The sequence below is a fragment of the Colwellia piezophila ATCC BAA-637 genome, from assembly GCF_000378625.1.
Classification (GTDB): Bacteria; Pseudomonadota; Gammaproteobacteria; order Enterobacterales; family Alteromonadaceae; genus Colwellia; species Colwellia piezophila.
In genome coordinates this window covers 171,766-191,590 of sequence record NZ_KB905168.1, presented here as the reverse complement: position 1 = coordinate 191,590, position 19,825 = coordinate 171,766, and the positions used below count along the sequence as shown (strand labels likewise).

16 protein-coding genes are annotated in these 19,825 nt (G+C 36.7%); 15 read left to right on the top strand and 1 reads right to left on the bottom strand.

Annotation, left to right across the window (positions count from 1 at the left end; translation table 11 throughout):
- Positions 1 to 33: 33 nt before the first annotated feature.
- The 11 genes from F580_RS0115915 (at position 34) to F580_RS0115860 (ending at position 13,419) form a co-directional block, all read left to right on the top strand.
- Positions 34 to 1,299, top strand: coding sequence for a putative O-glycosylation ligase, exosortase A system-associated (locus F580_RS0115915; RefSeq protein WP_019028742.1), 1,266 nt, complete (start codon positions 34 to 36; stop codon positions 1,297 to 1,299).
- Positions 1,292 to 2,395, top strand: coding sequence for an acyltransferase family protein (locus F580_RS0115910; RefSeq protein WP_019028741.1), 1,104 nt, complete (start codon positions 1,292 to 1,294; stop codon positions 2,393 to 2,395). Before F580_RS0115915 ends, F580_RS0115910 begins: the two co-directional genes overlap by 8 nt.
- Before the next feature lie 259 nt (positions 2,396 to 2,654).
- A complete protein-coding gene (locus F580_RS0115900; RefSeq protein ID WP_019028739.1) occupies positions 2,655 to 3,593 on the top strand; it encodes a polysaccharide deacetylase family protein in 939 nt (312 codons plus the stop codon).
- Positions 3,594 to 3,646: 53 nt separating this feature from the next.
- Positions 3,647 to 4,879 carry a hypothetical protein gene (locus tag F580_RS0115895; protein WP_019028738.1) on the top strand — a complete coding sequence of 411 codons (1,233 nt, stop codon included), beginning with the start codon at positions 3,647 to 3,649 and terminating at the stop codon, positions 4,877 to 4,879.
- Positions 4,858 to 5,871 (top strand): polysaccharide deacetylase family protein, encoded by a 1,014-nt coding sequence (locus F580_RS0115890; protein ID WP_019028737.1) that lies wholly within the window; start codon positions 4,858 to 4,860, stop codon positions 5,869 to 5,871. Before F580_RS0115895 ends, F580_RS0115890 begins: the two co-directional genes overlap by 22 nt.
- 26 nt (positions 5,872 to 5,897) lie before the next feature.
- Positions 5,898 to 6,959 (top strand): sugar-transfer associated ATP-grasp domain-containing protein, encoded by a 1,062-nt coding sequence (locus tag F580_RS0115885; protein ID WP_019028736.1) that lies wholly within the window; start codon positions 5,898 to 5,900, stop codon positions 6,957 to 6,959.
- A 176-nt stretch (positions 6,960 to 7,135) separates the two neighbouring features.
- Positions 7,136 to 8,335, top strand: a complete 1,200-nt coding sequence (locus tag F580_RS24710) for a glycosyltransferase (RefSeq protein WP_019028735.1) — start codon at positions 7,136 to 7,138, stop codon at positions 8,333 to 8,335.
- Positions 8,336 to 8,396: 61 nt separating this feature from the next.
- Positions 8,397 to 9,578: a hypothetical protein gene (locus F580_RS0115875; protein ID WP_019028734.1), complete on the top strand. Its 1,182-nt coding sequence runs from the start codon at positions 8,397 to 8,399 to the stop codon at positions 9,576 to 9,578.
- 23 nt (positions 9,579 to 9,601) lie between these two features.
- Positions 9,602 to 11,104: a lipopolysaccharide biosynthesis protein gene (locus F580_RS0115870; RefSeq protein ID WP_019028733.1), complete on the top strand. Its 1,503-nt coding sequence runs from the start codon at positions 9,602 to 9,604 to the stop codon at positions 11,102 to 11,104.
- Positions 11,105 to 12,247, top strand: a complete 1,143-nt coding sequence (locus tag F580_RS24705) for a carboxylate--amine ligase (RefSeq protein WP_019028732.1) — start codon at positions 11,105 to 11,107, stop codon at positions 12,245 to 12,247. It abuts the gene before it with no gap.
- Positions 12,244 to 13,419: a DegT/DnrJ/EryC1/StrS family aminotransferase gene (locus F580_RS0115860; protein ID WP_019028731.1), complete on the top strand. Its 1,176-nt coding sequence runs from the start codon at positions 12,244 to 12,246 to the stop codon at positions 13,417 to 13,419. The genes F580_RS24705 and F580_RS0115860 overlap by 4 nt, the downstream gene beginning before the upstream one ends.
- Before the next feature lie 116 nt (positions 13,420 to 13,535).
- Here the strand turns inward: F580_RS0115860 and F580_RS25590 are convergent, their stop codons facing one another.
- Positions 13,536 to 14,600 (bottom strand): hypothetical protein, encoded by a 1,065-nt coding sequence (locus tag F580_RS25590; protein ID WP_157443140.1) that lies wholly within the window; start codon positions 14,598 to 14,600, stop codon positions 13,536 to 13,538.
- A 189-nt stretch (positions 14,601 to 14,789) separates the two neighbouring features.
- Here F580_RS25590 and F580_RS25585 point away from each other — a divergent pair, with 189 nt between their 5' ends.
- The 4 genes from F580_RS25585 (at position 14,790) to F580_RS0115835 (ending at position 19,739) form a co-directional block, all read left to right on the top strand.
- Positions 14,790 to 16,274 carry a polysaccharide lyase domain-containing protein gene (locus tag F580_RS25585; protein ID WP_019028729.1) on the top strand — a complete coding sequence of 495 codons (1,485 nt, stop codon included), beginning with the start codon at positions 14,790 to 14,792 and terminating at the stop codon, positions 16,272 to 16,274.
- 20 nt (positions 16,275 to 16,294) lie between these two features.
- Positions 16,295 to 17,461, top strand: a complete 1,167-nt coding sequence (locus F580_RS0115845; RefSeq protein ID WP_157443139.1) for a right-handed parallel beta-helix repeat-containing protein — start codon at positions 16,295 to 16,297, stop codon at positions 17,459 to 17,461.
- 36 nt (positions 17,462 to 17,497) lie between these two features.
- The gene (locus tag F580_RS0115840; RefSeq protein ID WP_019028727.1) at positions 17,498 to 17,686 is read left to right on the top strand and encodes a hypothetical protein; all 189 of its coding nucleotides are present in this window, start codon (positions 17,498 to 17,500) and stop codon (positions 17,684 to 17,686) included.
- 631 nt (positions 17,687 to 18,317) lie between these two features.
- Positions 18,318 to 19,739, top strand: a complete 1,422-nt coding sequence (locus F580_RS0115835; protein ID WP_026301483.1) for a mannose-1-phosphate guanylyltransferase/mannose-6-phosphate isomerase — start codon at positions 18,318 to 18,320, stop codon at positions 19,737 to 19,739.
- Positions 19,740 to 19,825: the final 86 nt, after the last annotated feature.

Sequence of the window (19,825 nt, the reverse complement as noted above, 5' to 3'; positions counted from 1 at the left end):
TATTATGTGATCAAAAAAGAAAGAACAACGACAATGACTGATCTGATAATTCTTTTTACCTTACTAGTTTTCATTATTGTGGGGTTTGCAAAACCACAGATAGCCATAATGGGTTATTTGTGGATTGACTTGGTTACGCCTCAAAAAATAGCTTATGGCTTTATGGCTGGTAAGCCCCTTTCTATGGTGATGGCAATCGTATGTATCTTAAGTTTTATCATCCATTTAAAGAAACTTAATTCAATTGAGAATAAAAAAGTAATTGTTTTATTATTCACTTTTGCAATTTGGATTACCTTAACAACATCATTCTCACTTTTTCCAGAACAAGCATGGGCTAAATGGGATTGGGCCTTTAAAACTATTGTTATTATGGCTCTAATCCCTTTTACCATTAAAAATAATAAAGATTTAGAGGCACTAATATGGGTGTTTTTACTTTCAGTTGCTTTCTATACCATTTCAGCGGGGGCCAAAACAGCCCTGGGTGGTGGTGGTTATGGCGCTCGTTTAATTTCTGGTGGTGATAACAATGGCTTATCCGAAAGCAGTACTCTTGCTTTGGTTGCTGTGGTTTGTTTGCCATTGTTGGTTCACTTTTTTAATAATACCTTATTATTACGCCGTACAAAAAGTTATCAGGTTTTTATTTTCGCTCTTATTTGTACTGCAATTTTTACAGTGATTGGCTCCTATGCTAGAACAGGTTTAATTGGTTTGGCTCTTTTTGGGTATTTTATGTTTATTAAATCTAAGCATAAATTCGGTGGCTTAATGTTACTGCTTATAGGGGCTGGAATTGTTTTCACTTTTGCACCAGAAGCTTGGTTTAACCGAATGGGGACAATAGAAAATTCTTCAGCAGATAGCTCGGCCTTAGGTCGAATAGTTGTATGGAAATGGACTGTTGAGTTCGCTAGTAGCCATATTTTTGGGGGAGGGTTTAACGCTTACCTCGCAAATCTTGGCTTACTAGACTTGTTCCATGATAATCAAAATATATCTTTTGCGGCTAAAGCAAAAGCTTTTCATAGTATATATTTTGAAGTTCTTGGTGAGCATGGCTTTATCGGCTTGGCTATTTATCTTTCTATAATATTAACATTATTATCACAACTAAAAAAAATAGCTAAAACGAGAACTTGCCAGTGGGAGCTAGGTCTTAGTAAAGCCCTTAGTCAATCTTTATTGTTATTCTGTGTTTGTGGTGCCTTTGTGGGCGTTGCATTTCAGCCCATTTTTTATATCCTTACAGCGTTTGTCGTTTCTCTTTCAAATATAAGATATACCAATGAATAATGCCATAAAATACGATTACTTAACTAGCTTGAGAGGACTTGCAGCTATATGGGTAGTGTTTTATCACATATCTCAATATTTAGATTATTACATGGCCAGTTGGCTTATAGTCTGGATTAGTAAAGGTCACTTAGCTGTTGATTTTTTCTTTCTTTTGAGTGGGTTTATAATAACCCTGAACTATGAACGGATGTTTGTCAGCTTTAAAGCCTCAAACTATTTAAGCTTTCTAATAAAGCGGGTAGCAAGAATTTATCCCTTACATCTTTTTGTCTTAGTCGCATATTTAATCATTCCTCTAGCTTACTTTATTACAGATAAAGCTATGCCTGACGGGGGTAAATATTCACTGATAAATTATTTATATCAACTACTGCTAGTTAATAACTGGGGGTTAGGTAACACTCTTTCATGGAATGTCCCTGCATGGTCGATTAGCACAGAATGGGCCGCTTACTTACTTTTTCCTTTTTGTGTTTATATTTTAACTAAATTGAAAGTTTCTTTAGCACCATTTTTCATTCTTTTTTTATGCGTAGTTATTTACTGTTGCTTTTCTTTTTTAGGTTATACCTCTTTGGGAGAAAATATTCAGGGCTTAGGGTTGTTCCGTTGTTTAATCGAGTTTTTAATGGGTGGGATAATCTGTAAATATAGCCAGAAGTACTCATTGAACAAAGGGCATTCTTATTTTTTACTTTTGTTAGCAACTGCATTAATGGGCTTAATTATTTATAGTGTAATAAGTGAAATTGTTTTTGCCCCGTTCGTGATGGCTTTAAGTTTGTTTGGTTTTTTAAATTTATACTCATCTAAGTTAGCCACCGTATTAAGAGCTAAGCCCTTAATGCTGTTAGGAGAGATTTCTTATTCCATTTACCTTGTGCATTTTTTAGTAAGAGACTTATTTAAATTATTTCTATTAAAGACAGATATAGCAGAGCCATGGTGGCTCTTGAGTTACGTACTAACGGTTTTAATATTATCTTTCATTACCTATAAAATGATAGAGACTCCAGCGAGAAGGAAAATAGCTAGTTTAGTAATACCCCCCCCCCCCTGTGTGTATGCTAAAGGAAGTAAAGCAAATGATTAATATTATTCTTAACATTGCTATTAGTGTTGTTACCAACTTTAGCGGGCAAAATAAGCTGTGTATATTCACTCATCATCGAATTAGGTCATTAGGTAATGCTGAAAGTTTATTTCGTTGATTATTGTGTTGGTGGTGTGACACTTAGCTTGCCTTACTTTGATTTAAGCCATATTTTATGCGAATTAATTAAACGAGCTAAAAACAACAAAGAGCAATTTGAAGCAAGTGTAACTGAATATAAAGTTCAGAGGAGGGTTCAGTGATTACATTATTTATTAAAGCGTTAGTTGACTCTTTCCTTTGGTGTTTTGGCAAAAATAAACTCAGTATTTTAACTTACCATCGTGTGGGAGGTACTGGTGATGCACTTGCTATGGACGAAAGACTATTTGAGCTGCACTTAATCTGGATTAAACGCTACCTTAGGCCAATCAACTTAGCTGAGGGTTTGGCTTTGCAAGCTAAAGGTATACTACCGCGTGGTTCAGTCGCTATTACGGTCGATGATGGCTACGTTGATAGCTATAATATTATTTTTCCATTGTTAAAAAAACATAACCTTAAAGCAACGTTTTTTATTAGTACTATTGGCTTTGAAAATGGCTATTTATGGGATGAAAAAGTTGCTTTTATTATAATGAAAACAAAGCTGACAGAGCTCATCTTTGATAATAAAAATTATTCTTTATTAAGCGATAACGAAAGAATTACTTGTTTAACTGATTGCCTATCAAGAATAAAGTATAAAACTATTGCTGAGCGTGATGCCTTAATTGAGCAATTAGTCATACAAAGTCAACAAAAAGAAATGCCACAGCAGTTTTTAACAAAAGAGCAAACTGTAGAGTTATATAAAGCTGGTATGGGTATTGGCTCACATACGCATACACATCCAATTCTTCTGAAAGAGAGTGCTGGTATTGCTTTAGAGGAAATTAAACAGAGTAAGCATATTCTTGAAGGCATAATTAATAGCCCAATAGACTACTTTGCTTATCCGAATGGAAAATTTGGCGAAGATTTTGATGTTACCCATATTGAAATGGTTAAAAAATGCGGTTTTTTAGCAGCGCTATCCACAGATAAAGGGGTCTTGAAAGACCAAAAAACAGATGGCTTTCAAATTAAGCGCTTTACTCCGTGGGACGAAACGGAACTTAAATTCGTATTACGCTTAGCATTAAACTACTGCCAATAATATAGATAGTGGCACTGCAGAAAACTTTGATTAACTCATAAAGAGATAGGTAAATGGATAAACATATAATCGAAAGAAATTGGCGCAATCAATACAATGTACTTGTGCCTCAAGCAGATTCTATGGGGGCTATTGCTGTTATTCGCTCATTAGGATCACATGGCTATAATGTGTTTTCTGCATCATCTAAAGCAGGTGCGCTTGGATGTCGTTCAAATTTCACTACAATGGCGGTGACTTGTCCTCCATACGATAAAAATTATCTTGAGTGGCTAAGAGCTTTCATTAAAGAACATGAAATACAGGCGATTATTCCAAGTGAAGCCTTTTACTTAGTTATAAAAGATTGTTTTGATGAATTTGCACACCTGTTACCAATTAGCAGCAGCAAAGAAGTTATCTACCAGTGTTTATGCAAAGTGGATGTGTTTGATGCATTCTTATCAAGTGGCGATAAATCATTAACCGATAATATTTCTAATACCCAAGTTGTTGCTAGTGAAGCTGAGGTTGATTGGGCTGTGACAGCCAGTTGGAACTATCCACTATTTATTAAAGGTGATGGCTTTTATGCGCATTCAGGAGGTGACGCTAGAATTATTAAGGCTGAAACTGAGCTTGATGCAAAACAAGCAGTGATAGATATTTTCAAATCTTATAATAAAGCCATTGTCCAAGATTGCAGTGAAGGCGTTAAAGCAACGGTTAACTTACTTTTTCAAGATGGACAATTGTTAGCGGAGTCTATGGCCGTTGCAACTCATGAAAATCCTCATACAGGTGGCTTAACTTCTCTACGACATAGTTGGTGGCAGCAAAAAATGTATGAGGATGCAGTGCAACGCTTGAAGTTCCTCAAGTGGAATGGGCCAGCCATGGTTGAGTATAAATGGCATGAGGCAACTAATTCTTTTGACTTTATCGAGCTTAATTCTCGCTACTGGGCGGCATTAAATTTAGACATTTTAGCTGGGGTTCATTTTCCTTGTATTCATCTAGACTACTTTTTTGAAAAGTTAGCACCTAAAACACCAATTCGATTGGAAAATCATATTCAAGTAAGAAATGCCTTACCAGCAGATTTTGGCTATATGCTGTCCTCATTAAAAGACCCGATCATCACAAAAACTAAAAAAATGGCTATTGTAGCTGAATTCTTATTGTTATTTTTGCATCCCAATATTAAAGCAGACTTGCTCTATCCTAATGACAGAAAGTTATACTTTATAAATTTATGGGGATTTACTAAGGAGTTTACTAGCTCGTGCTTAAAGCGATTAAAATAATAGCTCTTTTTATCATCAAGTATTTAGGTGGTTTTTGGCTAGCTCGAAAGTTGAACAAAGGTAATACCTGTGTCTTGTGTTATCACGGTTTTGCTTATGACGATGAGTATCTATTTCGTCCGAAACTATTTATGCGCCCAGAATCTTTTAAAAAAAGGCTAGCATGGTTGCAGGATAGTCCATATAAGATTGTTAGCTTATCTGAAGCTGTTAACAACCAGCATAATGGCAATCTTGTGGTACTAACAATGGATGATGGCTGGGCTGGCACTAAAGAGCTTGTTGGCGATACTTTAGCGGAACATAATTTTCCACTAATGTTGTATGTAACGAGCTATTACGTGCAAAAGCAAGGTGCAGTGATTAATGTGGCTCTAGCTTATATTCTTTGGAAGTCGGCAGGTAAAACATTAGTGATTGACGAGCCAATACTCTCAATCACTAAAGAGTATGTTATTAGCGCAGAAAATACAGTCAGCATAGTTACAGAGCTTTGCCAACTTATAGACGGAGTAGCTAGCTTTTCAGTTAGACAACGAGTGCTCTTAGATATAGCTAAGCAACTTCAAGTGAATTTACATTCTAATGGCCAGTTAATGTTTCGCTCGCTGAATACTGAGGAGTTAACTGCTCTGCAACAGAGTAATGTCGATATTCAACTACATACACATCGGCACTGTTCTCCACAAAACGAGCAAGAGTTTAAACTAGAGGTTAGTCAAAATATTGATTATTTACAACAGCTTGAGCTTATTAACACCTTGCAGCATTTCTGTTATCCGAGTGGCGAGTATTACTTACCACAACTGCCGTGGCTAAAAGAGTGTGGTGTTGTTACTGCAACAACCGTTTCTTCTGGGATGCTAACCTCTGATACGGATAGATTACAAATACCGCGTTTTTTAGATGGCGCAGATGTACATCAAATAGAATTTGAAGCAGAGCTTTGTGGTTTGAGTTCAGCTATTAGAAAATTAGCTAGCTTTAAATAATTTAAAGCTATAAGTATGGAATAAAAATGTTAATAAAATTATGTAAGGCGCTAGCGCTAGTTAAAAACCGTTCTGGATTGCCAGAGTTCAAAAGTTTTTATAGGCAATTATTTGAAATATGTATTCTTTTAATTGTACGTCGTATCGGTCCTGGATATTACCATTTGGCCGAAATGGGCAAACTTAACAGCTCATGGACATTTGTATTTAGTTTTGCTAATGCACATGAATACCATAACGCTATCCTTAAAGTAAACAATCCATCTTATCAAAAGCTTTCTCAGCATAAAGCTATTGAAAAAGCAGTACTAAGTACTTATGGCATACCCACATCCCCTTTACTTGGGCATTTAAATTCTCTGCATGGTCTGGATGTTTCAGGTAAGTCATTAAAAACCCCTCAAGAGTTAGCATTACTATTAAAAGACCATGTTAATAAAATCATTTGTTTTAAACCAGTTGAAGGTTTTGGCGGCGCTGGTTTTAGAGCCTGTAAAGTTACTAGGGAAAATGATGAGGTATACTTGACCAGAATAGATACTGAAGAGAAATTGCGTACTGAAGAATTCTACCATATTAATTCTTGCTCAGAAGGTGTTGTTGTTGAAGCCTATATAGAGCAGCATCCTTCATTTGCTAAATTTCACCAAGAGAGTGTGAATACAGTGCGAGTACTTGTTTTCAGGGGAACAGACGGAATAACCAAATGTTTGGGTATGACGCTTAGAATGGGTCAAGGAGGGGCGATTATAGATAATGCTACTGCTGGGGGGATTATGGCTAATGTTAATATTGATACAGGGCTAATGGATGCCGGCGTATTTATGGAGCCATCTCAAGCCTACTTTAAACATCACCCAACATCTAATGCATTGCTAGAAGGTGCCTCATTACCATATTTTAAAGAAGTAAAAACATTAGCATGTAAAGCCTTAGATGCCTTTCCATATATCACATTTGCCGGCTTTGACGTGGCTGTTGGTGTTGATGGACCTATTATTATAGAGCTTAATCCTAAGCCAGATTATGTTTTTATGGCTATTAATAAATTACCTTCTAGATACTTATTTAATGTTGGAAAAAGCTAGGGGTGTGCTGTTTCACTTAGAAAATAATATAACCCTTAACAGTATAATTAAAACTCTGAAGACTACATTAATTAAGGTTTATAGAAATATTTTAACGAGCATTGTCGTTTACTACAGGTAACTACTGCTTAATTTTAGTAGAAATTTTACTAAATACTAAATACTAAAGAGTCATAATGAAAAATGTTTTAATGGTGGCGTTAGAGCTACCTCCGTGCCGCAGTGCTGGGGTGCAAAGAACGTTAAGGTTTTCGGAGTATTTACCTCGTTTCTCTTGGCAACCACATATCATCAGCGCCACTGACAATATTTATGAACGCCGTGATGATACGTTAACCATTTTACCTGAAGTTGCAAAATATGTTGTTAAAGCTAAGTGCGCTGATGCGGCAAAAAAATATGCAATTAAAGGTCGTTATTTTCAGTGGATGACATTACCTGACCGATACTGGCCATGGTATTTTGATGCCGTTAAGCAAGCTAGCAAGGTGATCGACAAAGAAAAGCCAGATGTTCTTTGGTCTACATATCCAGTGTTAACCGCACATTGGATAGCAAGAAAGCTACAAAAAAAATATAATATACCTTGGGTTGCAGACTTTAGAGATCCATTACAGTGTCGTTATGACCAGTCAGCACAGCGTTATGCTTGGCTTAAAAAATGGATGGAAAGAAGTATCATCAAGCATGCGGATAAAGTTGTATTTACCTCAAATAGAGCCGCAGCGTTATATCGTGAGCTTTATCCTAATCAAGATCCTAATAAATTTATTACCATCGAAAATGGTTATTATTTAAGTGAGGAATTATCTCAGTCGACACCACTGAAACGAGAAAAATTTCAATTATTATATAGTGGTTCTTTATATGCGAATGGTCGTGATCCTAAGCAATTATTCTTGGCATTAGCCCTATTGAAAAAACAAGGTGTAATATCACCAGATAATTTCATTTTAACTTTTAGGCCAGGAAAAAAAGATGCTTTTCAAACGTTACTTGCTGAGTTAGCTATATCCGAGTTAGTTGAGTTTTTACCTTCTACTTCATTTGATGGTGCTGTTGCCGAGATGCAACAATCCTCCGCTACAGTATTGATTCAAGATGACATTTTTCATCGACAAATACCGGGGAAAATTTATGACTACATCAGTGCCAAACGACCTATTTTAGCAATAACCCCTAGAAACTCTGCGACTGCTGACTTAGTCGTGGACCTTTTATTTGGCACCAGCGTTTGGGGCGTTAATGAGATTGCAACAGGTTTAAAATTTATGCTTGAGAATAATATCGATTGTAGTGCTGATATTGAGCAATACAGCCGAAAAGAAAAAACACAAGAGTTGGTTAATATTTTTAATAAGATAATCTGTAAATAAATTTTTATAAGATGAAATTTGACTTATGTCAAAACGTGAGAAAATTTAAGGTATAAATAATATGAAAAGAACAAGCGTATTAATTAGTAATTTAATGAAAGCGAGTGTTGAAGGTCAGCAACGGATCTCAGCTGAAGTCGACGGCGAGCTATTATGGTTTGACTTTCCTAATCACATTGAAGTCGAAGCGAGAGGTGAATTATTTATTGCCGCCAGTTTACTTGAGGCAATGATTAGTAATTTACCGATAAAACTTGATGATAATATTCCGGTATCACCTACTTTATTACAATCGCTTGATGAGCTACAAGATATTTATATCTGTTGGAATAGCGACCTAAGCAAGGTGGAAGTACAGGTTAGTAATATTCAAGCGCCAATTAACCTTAGCCAAGGTGTTGGTAGTTTTTACTCTGGTGGAGTCGATAGCTCTTATACTTTTTGTAAACACCAAGAAGAAATTACTCATTTAATTACGTTAGCTGGCTTTGATACCATATCTAAACAGGATCAGTGGTCTAATTTAGTTGAAAAGAAACAAACGTTCGCTAATGAATTTAATATTGACTCAATCATCATTAATAATAACTTACGTCAGTTTAGTAATAGCCGTAAAATAAGCTTCCTATTTCAACATGGTTTAACACTAGCGGGTATAGGAATAAGTTTAGGTTTTGAAAAAGTATATATACCCTCATCATTTACTTATACAGATATGTTTCCTTGGGGATCCCACCCATGTACTGATCCACTGTGGAGTATCGAAAATAGAAGGTTAGTTCATGATGGAGCTGAAGTATCACGATCAGATAAAATTGTATTTATTAGTAGTAATCAGTTTGTATTAGATAATATTCAAGTCTGCTGGAACAATATTGCGCATAATTGTGATACGTGCTCTAAATGCTTAAGAACAAGAGCGGCCTTGCATATATACCAGTTAACCAGTAAAAGCCTGCAACATTTAAGTGATATTAACGAACTAAAATCATTAACCTTGACCAGTCAAGCAGTACTGCCTTTTATACAAGACCTCAGCTGTCATGCCCGTGAAAAGAACCTACCTGAACTCAGCAAAGTTTTTAGCGTAATGATACGCAAATATTTATTAAAATATCACTTTGAAGGTTTTGTAAAAGCGCTATTCGGTAATGGACTAAAAAAATTAGTACATAAGTTTAGAAAGACAGAATGGAAAAAATATCGAGTCACGATGGAAGGCCATAAACGAGACAATGAATAACAAACAGAGCGGTAAATAAAAACATGGAAAGTCTCCGGAGTAAAACAGTACAAGGAATAGCAATCTTAGGTGCAGGTAAAAGTTTGGCTAGGCTAATTTCTTTTACTAATACCTTAATTCTTGCCCGCATATTATCACCTGAAGATTATGGCTTAATGGCTATGGCCATGGTGGTATCAGGTTTTGTTGGCTTTTTTAACGAGGTTGGTTTAGGTAGCGCCATTATTCAACGAAAAGAGACTACAACGGCGCAGTTATCTGGTGTTTTTTATATCGCAATATTTATGAGTATGGTGTTATATGGCTTAACTTATCTGGCAGCGCCAGCGGTCGCTATTTTTTATGATAATGATCAAGTTACCCCTATTTTGCAAGTTATTGCCTTAGCATTTATGTTAGGCGCTATTAAAACAGTGCCAGATGCTTTACTTGTTAAGGAAATGAAATTTAAAGTGATAGCGGGTATTGAATTTTTCGCTATTCTTTTAGTTTGCGTTGTGACACTTGCTTTTGCTCTGTCAGGTTATAAAACCTGGTCTTTGGTGTACGGTTTCTTAATCGGCGAATTATTCAAAACATTGACTATACTCTGGTTATCGCGATGGCACCCGACCCTAAATGGTAGTATTAAAGAAGCGTTATCTTTGATGAAATTTGGCCTGACAGTCACTTATTCTCGTTTAACCTGGTACTTATATACCAACGCATCAACATTGATTTTAGGACGTATAGCCGGCGGTGCACAAACAGGCATATATAGTATGGCGGGTACAATTGCGTCTTTACCAATATCACACATTACTAGCCTCATTATCCAAGTTGCCTCACCGTTATTCTCTAAATTACAAGATGATATTAAATCCTTAAATAATGCGTTATTAAAGTTGAGTGCTGGTATTTCATTAATCAGTTTTCCGGTATTAATGGGCATGGTATTGACTGCTGATGAGCTGGTGCCTATTTTATTAGGAGAACAATGGCTAGCCGCGGTTATTCCTTTAAAGCTGCTTTGTGTGAGAGGCTTTTTTAAATCCATAGATCCTTTGCTTACCCAAGCTTTTATCTCTATCGGTAAAGCTAATGTTACTGCAAAATATACCACTTTGTGTGCTGTTGTAATTCCGTTGAGTCTACTTGCTGGTGTTTATTTAAATGGTATTAACGGTGCAGCTATGGGTATAGTTCTTGTATCTCCTTTTTTGCTAAGCATATTACTTTCATTAGCTAAAAAACATTACCAGTTACCCATTAAAGAGTATTTGAGCCAACTGATAACGCCACTTTTAGGTAGTTTTTCCATGGCCGTTGTCTTACTTAGCTTAGAGTATTTCTTACTACCAATATTCTCAGTCAGTATATTGATTAGCTTAGTTATCAAGGTCGTATTAGGTGTGTTAACTTATACTATTTGGATTGTATATATTCAAAAAGACGGCATTGTTTTATTGAACACGGTTTTAAGTGATTTGGGTGTTTCAGCGGGTAAACTTAACCGTTGGCCGTTTAATCGCGTAGGAGCTGAGTAGGTGAAAAATACTGAAGTTGTTATTGTTGGGGGCTCGGCTAATGCTTTGGGGATTTTACGCTCATTAGCACCTTATGCATGTTGCTTAGTATTGGCAGATAATAATAAATTGCCAGTATTTCATTCACGTTTCGGCAAGAAACGTTTAGTAGCGGACACTATATCTCCTGCCATTATTGTTGAGCTAGAACAGTTAGGCAAAACATTTACTCAACCACCTGTGCTATTTTTGAGTGAAGAAAAAACAGTAGAACAAGTCAGTTTACACCGTGATCGCCTACAACCTTATTATCTGTTCTCCATGGTTTCGCACCAACAAATAATTGATTTACAATCTAAAAGTGCTTTTCAGCAGTTAGCCGAATATTATCATTCTCCCATTCCTCAAGCGGTAGTTATTAAGCAGTTAAGTGATATTGAACAAGCCCAAGCTTTAAATTTTCCTTGTGTATTTAAACCTCTTTATCAAGATCGTGCTTATTCCAAACAATTCAAAAAGGCTTATAAAGTTGCCGATATCGCTGAAGTCAGCGCCTTATATCAGAAAATTCAGCCAATAATGCCTGATATGCTAGCGCAAGAGTGGTTGCACGGTAAAGACAGTGATATTTATTTTTGTTTGGCCTATTATGATGAAAATAGCCAGTTAGTGACCAGTTTTACTGGCCGAAAGTTACGTTCCTGGCCCATTAACATTGGTGGTACGGCAAGTTGTACCAACGCTCCTGAAGCGCATCAAGAATTAAGTGAAATAACTACCACCTTTGCTCAACATATTAATTACCAAGGTTTACTGGGTATGGAGTATAAATTTGATAGTCAAAGGCAAGGTTTTTACATGATAGAACCCACCGTAGCGCGCACCGACTATCAACATGAAATAGCGACCTTATCGGGTCATAATTTGTTATTGCAAGTTTACCGGCATTGCCGACAAGAAACAGTACCGGAGTTTCCCTTACAGCTGCGTTCTACTATCTGGCGAGATGAAATAGCTGATGGCAATGCTTTAGCTCATGGGGGCGATCCAAGTGAGCCATCATCAGCTAAGTCTTATACTGCTATTAAGCGTTGGCAAGATCCTATGCCTTATCTTCATAACTTGTTTCTGCGTATTAAAAATAAGTTAATGCTAGCGACATGAGAAAAATCATCAAACCTGAGGTTGCGTACTGGGGCAATAAAGAATGGCTTTCGATAATGAAAAATATACTCTGTGCAAGGGTCTGCCAAGGTAAAGCAATACCCAAGTTGCAACTAAGTTTAGAACAGGAATATCCTGACTCGCAAGTAATTTTATTAAACTCGGCTCGTGCGGGTTTAGTTTTATCTTTACAGGTATTTCAACGCTATAAACCAGAAAAAAGAGAAGTACTCATCCCTGAGTTCATTTGCGATAGTGTGCCAAGCACAATCAAAGACTGCGGTTTGATTCCTGTTTATGTGCCAGTAAAAGCAGATTTAAATCTTGATGTGGCATTGCTCGACCATTTTTGCAATTATAATACTTTAGCGGTTATTTTACCTCACATGTACGCCAAACCTGCCGATATTATTCAAGCAGAAGCTATTGTCAAAGCTAAAGGCGTGTATCTTATTGATGATGCGGCACAAGTGGCTGGTATTAAGCTTAACGGCAAAGCTTTAGGCTCGTTTGGAGATGTTGGTATATTAAGTTTTGCTCAAGCCAAAACCATTGTCACAGGGGTTAGAGCATCAGGTGGTGTGCTTTTTATTAATAATAAAAGGTTAATGCCAGCACTTTCTGTAATGGAGAAAAATTTGCCGGAAAGTGCTGGCAGAGTTGCCGCTTTGGGGCATTTTTTATTGGCTTATAAATGGCAAGGCTTCGCTAAAGCGTTAGATTATTATTGGCAAAGACTCAGGGTAAAGTTTACGGGTAAAGCGATAGGTAACTTTTATTTTCCGGTAACACGCATATCTAACCTTGATGCCGATATCGCGTTAGCGCAGTTTGAAAGCTTGCCTACCAGAATAGCGCTGAGTAAGCGGTTAATTAAGCACTACCAAAAAAAGATGAAACATGTGAAAGATTATTCATTGGTACAGTGCGATACAGATGACCTTTATTTAACTCGCCTGATTATTCAATCCAAAAAAATGGTACCAGAGAAACTTGCTGCGCAATTACAGCAAGGTGGAATTATCACTAAATTTGTTTATGGCTCAGGCTCCAAGGCTTTTGATGGCTCTGTTACTTCAGGCTTGCTTGAATTACCTTTGCAAAACTTGAGTTTTCAGCAACTTGATAGAGTAATAAATACTCTTAAATATCATAGCCAGAAAGAGAGCTAACCCTGCTTGTTCTTTTAAGTATATGGCCTTCAATTTACCCAGCACTCATTATTACTACCTATATCTATATTTCTCTTTATCGTTACTTAATTGAAATAAGTCTATAACTTATAAAACTATGATAAATTATTTGGTAATTTTATTAACATTGCCTTGGCGTCATAGTACTCAATATTAATCGGCGTAAATAGTAGCTCGTTATCAGGAATTACTCCTGATGGGGGGAATACATAAGCATACTGACTTCGGCCAGTTAGGTTTTGTGCTTGATAAGGCAAAGTTAGTAATTTCTGCCAGTGTTTGCCTGTTTCACTGTAATAGATACAGGCTTCTTCACGGGTAGCTTGTTTTCTACCTGGCTCGAAGGTTACACCCATAACCATAGCACCAGACTCTGTCTGCACCATGTGGTAAGCTGGGTTACCTATGGTTGCTACTTGCTGACGCTCGCCTGTGGTCAAATCTAAACGATAAATATGATTAATGGCATCACTAGGGGCATCTTTCCCCGCATCCATGCCCCAAACCAAATGATTTTCAGTAATGACCAGTGAAACAGCCCGCCAGCTTTGATCTCCGCCTTTATACTTGTGCACGGTATTGAATTCATCATTGGTATAATAAAAGTGTGATTCGTTATCGTTATCACCTGTGGTGATCCACAATCTGTGGCGATATTTATCCCAAAAAATGCCATGAACATGTTTTATTTCACCAAGCGGGAAGGTATAACAAACGTTTATTTTTTTCCCATCATCACTGATTCGAATAATGCGAACCGCCTTTTTTACACCGTTAATGTATTCACCAAAATAAGCGGTATTAGTTAAGGGATGTATAGCTATACCATTGCGTAATGGCGAGTATATATTTTCTTCTTTAAGGCGGAAAACATCCTGCGCGACGCCGGTGTTATCTTCTAAACCATAACGATAAATCTTGTCATAAATGATGATAATAGTGCCGCTAGTTAGTTGCACTACATGGCCTAAACCAAGTGAATTTGATAAAAGTCGAGCTAGAGAACCACGTCTGATTTTATCTTTAATCTTTCCTAGGAAACTTGGATTATTAGGGGGGATTTTGCATATTCTAGAGAGTTTTTTGCTTTGATAATGATAGCTCATTACAAAATGATCTTGGCTACATAAACAATAGTCAGGTGTTGAAAATTGTGCCATGAGCTTATTTTTAATTAACGTAAAATATTGTCTTTCCATGAGGTGTTATTTTTAAATATGCTAGTATAATCAATTAGATCAAAAAACTACTTGTGTGGCTATATTATATCTTCTCTACTGCTAAAGCTATTGGCATTAACTAATACTTAAAGTATAAAAATAAATCTAATAAGGAAATAAAAATTAAACGTGAAAACTATCCCTTCTTATTTAACAAAATATTTTATTGTAACGGGTCTGGTGGTGAATTTAATTTTATTCTTAAGTGTGGGTGTGCTGGCTTACCAAGTGCACTCCTTAGGCCTTTCTTTACCGTTATTTAGTGAAAAAGTGAGTGATAATTTAAGAGTGAAACAACCAAGCCTATACCAAGTGCTTGCACCTCTTTTAGATGTTATGAAAATTTTTCAGATACAGCAGCATTATTTTCGCCAGATTGATCTATCGTCTTGGTCTGGGCATGGGGCTAATGGCGAAAATTTTTATAAGAGTAACATTACCGATTTATATGTAAGCAATGCAGCTGAACTCATTAAAGCGTTAAAAGTGGTAAGTGCAGGGGAAACAGTAGTGCTCTTACCGGGAAGTTACTATATAAAGTCGTCGAGTATTTCACTTGGAAATAGTGGCAGTAAAATAAGGCCTATTAAAGTGATGGCAACAGGGCTGGGAGAAGTTCGGATTTATTTACGAGGTGAAGGCTTTGTGGTAAATAAACCTTACTGGCAGTTTAGTAATCTACATATTATTGGTAACTGTAAACAACATGCAAAGTGCGAGCATGCTTTTCATGTTGTAGGTAAAGGTCAACATACAGTTATCAAAAATAATATTATGCAAGACTTCAATGCCATGATAAAAGTCAATGGCATTGGTAAACATTATCCAGACTACGGCAAAGTTACAGAGAATACTTTCTTTAACACGACAGCTAGAAAAACTATTAACCCAGTAACCCCTTTTGACTTAATGCATGCTAATTATTGGCAAGTCAGTAATAACTTTTTTTTTGATATACAAAAATCAGCAGGAAATAAAGTGAGTTATGCAGCTTTCTTTAAAGGAGGCTCAGAGCATGGGGTTTTTGAGCGTAATTTAGTTATGTGCGCAGCTAATTTACCTGGTACTCATACGGCCATTGGTTTGTCTCTTGGTGGTGGTGGTTCAAGCCAGGGAGACAGACGTAATAAAAGTAGTGTTGAGCATGAAAAGGGTATTATTCGAAACAATATCATAATGCACTGTGCTAATGATGTTGGTATCTATCTTAATAGGGCCAGTCAGAGTAAAATTCATCATAATATCCTTTATAACACCCTAGGAATAGACGTTAGATTTAAAGAAAGCTCTGCGGTTATTGCGGATAACATTATCTCTGGACGCATTAAAAAACGCGATGGAGGTTGGTTTATCGATGAGCATAACCTTGTTGTGCCGCGAGATTTTTTCACGGGTAGCGATAATTTAGATGGTTATTTTGTTGCCCCAGACATTGGTGATTTTTCTTGGCGAGATGCTAGCCGCGTTAAAGAACATAAATACATAATAGCTACTTTGGTTAAGGATTTTTGTGGTAATAAAGGCTTTTACAGTTACCTTGGTGCTTATGCCGGTTTAGATTTTTGTTTAGATAAGCTTAACTTGCCTACTAAAGATAGGGGTAACGTACGTTGAGGGGGTTACTTGGTAAATATTTGTTTTTTTCTGGGGGCATGGCGCATGTTTTACTCATTTTTATCTTGTTATGGCAACCAATATTACTGAATAAGTTAGTTGATAAAATAAGAAACAAATATTACCAATATCAAAAAAATCGTGATTATGATGCTTTGACTCAAGGTCGGATTATGACGGTTACCCAAGAGATAGAGCTAACCTTTTTACCTTGGCAACCGCAAAAAAAAATCAAAGACACATCCGGGTTAACGTTTGTTAATCAAACGCCATTTACAGATTTATCAGTGGCAGTTAAGAGCTTACAGCACGGTGATACCCTGCTTATTGCAGAGGGTACTTATCAAATACCAATAGTGATAAAAAAAAACAATATAACTATTAAAGGTAATGGTTATGTGATTTTTGAAAAGTCAGCAGCCCATAGCAAAGGTTACATTTTAAGTCAGGGGGATAATTTAACGGTAGAAAATATAGAGTGTCGTTATATCCGCGTTAGAGACGGTAATGGCGCTTGTATTAGGCAAGAGGGCAAGGATCTTACCTTAAATCATGTATATTTCCACAATAGCCAAGAAGGAATTTTAGAAACATCGAAAAATGCCGGTTTCATTAAAATCTTTAATAGTCGTTTTGAGCGTTTAGGGCATAACGGCCAAGCTCACGGTGTTTATACCAATAAAGCGGAACTTTTCATTTATCAGTCGTTGTTTATTGCTACGAAGAGTGAAGGACATGCCATTAAGGTCAGAGGAAAAAAATTAACGATAGATAAGAGTATTATCGTGTCACTTTCTGCTGTAGATAGTCGTTTGATTGATATGCCTAACGGCGGGGAAATGGTTGTTAGAGCTTCTATTTTAGCTCAAGGACCTAATTCATCAAATGGTCAAGTAATCGGTCTAGGTCTTGAAGGAGTAACTCATGAAAAAAATTCTATTCTGTTATCTGATAACCTTATCTATTTAGAGCGTATTGGTGTAAATAAATTTTTAACTATAGCACCTGAACTTCATAAAAGTATTTCAGTTACTCAAAATAGAAATATTGTTATTGGTGATGGCGGTATTGAAAATGAAGTAGAAAGTAACAGCTATTTTCAAAGTCGAAAGGAATTAGGCTTACCTAACTACCCTAAATTGTCTAAAAGCTTCTGCCTTAAAAACATTGTTTGTGTAATAAGATAGCTATAATTGAATGGTCTTAATCAGCAATAAAGTATTATGTCTATAGATAACGCTAGCCAAATAGAATTGTTATTTCCGATCCCCATTATTCGCGGTCAAATGTTTGAGGCTGAGCAGATAAATATTGCTATAGAGCAAGCTATATGGGATAACATGGCCGTTTGTCCTGGAATTGTGCGCACTAATAAGCAAGGGTGGTATTCTAAACTAGATATGCAGTCTTGATCCAATAGCGAAATTCAGTCTTTAATGTTATTTGTTAAACAACAAGCATCAAAATTTATCTTGGAATCAACGATACTTGAAGGTGATATAGATTCAAGCTAATGGCAGATAGAGGCTTGGTCCAACGTTAGCCCTTCTGGGGCGAGTAATAAAGTGTACACTCATGTTACCTAAGGGGGGGTATTTCAGGGGTTTACTAAGTTAGCCTAGGTCAGCCTGAAAGTACTAGCTATCAAGGGAATACATATTTCGTCGACAGAGATAATTACCCTAAGCATTATCACTTTTTACCTATATTATTTAGCCGTGAAATAGATAATATTCCTAAGTTAGGTGAAGTTCTTTTGTTTCCTTCCTGGCGTGCGGGAATTGGCGAACGAATCACTATTGCTTTTAATTTAACCCACCCAAAACTAAAATTTACTAAAACGACTGATATTCCAAGCCCACAATGAGCATGGAGATACTTCCCTGTGTTAATGCATAGCCTTACACGCTTACGAAATAAGTATTTAAAAGGTTAAGTTACCTTCTATAATCGCTCGTGCGCTTCATTAAATATTAATTATTTCAATAGTTAGCACCATGGCTTATTATAACAAGATAATTACATCTTATTTATGGAATAAATATGAGCTCTCATAGGATCTTTCCTGCTGTAATGTGTGGTGGTAGCGGCACCCGACTTTGGCCTCTTTCTCGCGCACTTTTTCCTAAGCAATTTTTACCACTCGTTAATGATACTAGTATGCTACAAGACACGTTATTGCGTTTACCCGATAACTGTAATGAGCCAGTATTTATTTGCAATGAAGAGCATAGGTTTTTAGTTGCAGAGCAGGTGAGGCAGTTATCACAAAGCCAAGGTACTATCTTACTTGAACCAGAAGGGCGAAATACCGCCCCTGCTGTTGCTTTAGCAGCAATTAATGCCTTAGAAAAAGATAAAAATGCATTGTTACTAGTGTTAGCAGCCGATCATGTTATTCAAGACTCTGTCGCTTTTCATCAAGCGGTTGCGCAAGCAACTATTGCGGCACAGCAAGGTAAGTTAGTGACCTTTGGTATTGTGCCCACACATGCAGAAACAGGTTATGGCTATATTAAAAAAGGCACTGAGCAAACTACAAATACTTTTGATGTCGCACAATTTGTCGAAAAACCTAATCAAAATGTGGCAGATGAGTATCTAGCCTCTGGTGATTATCTGTGGAATAGCGGTATGTTTTTATTTAAAGCCTCTCGTTATTTAGAAGAGTTAGCTAAGTATCGCGCTGATATCCTTGAAAACTGCCAACAAGCAATGACAGACGTTGAGCATGATTTAGACTTTTTAAGACCAAATAAAGCGGCCTTTTTAGCTTGTGCTAGTGAGTCTATTGATTATGCAGTAATGGAGAAAACAGATTCAGCTGTAGTTATCCCACTTGATGCTGGCTGGAGTGATGTTGGCTCTTATTCGGCATTGTGGGAAGTTTGTCAGCAAGATAACAATAAAAATGTTCTTAAAGGTGATGTCATTGCACAGACCACCACTAATAGTTATATCCATAGTCAAAATAAACTTATTGCTACCGTTGGCGTTGATAATTTAGTTATTATTGAGACACCTGATGCTATTTTGGTTGCCAATAAAGACAAAGTACAAGAAGTTAAACAAATTGTTGAGCAGTTGAAAAGAGAGCAACGCTCAGAAGCTGTAATACACCGAGAGGTTTATCGACCTTGGGGTAAATACGACAGTGTTGATAGCGGTGAACGTTTTCAAGTAAAACGTATTACGGTAAAGCCAGGCGCTAAGTTATCGGTGCAAATGCATCATCATAGAGCCGAACATTGGATCATTGTTTCAGGCACTGCAAAAGTAACGATAGATGAAAAAACAGTGTTATTAACTGAGAACCAATCGGCGTATATCCCCGTTGGTGCAGTGCACGCATTAGAAAACCCTGGAATACTACCTTTAGAGATGATTGAAGTGCAATCAGGTAGCTATTTAGGTGAAGATGACATCGTTCGTTTTGAAGACCGCTACGGTAGAGTTGATTCGTAAATTCATATAAATATTGCAAGGTAAGTACCAGGCATGGATAAGCTAAAAGAGTATTGGTTAACAGCTGTAAAACTTGCAACCAGTTT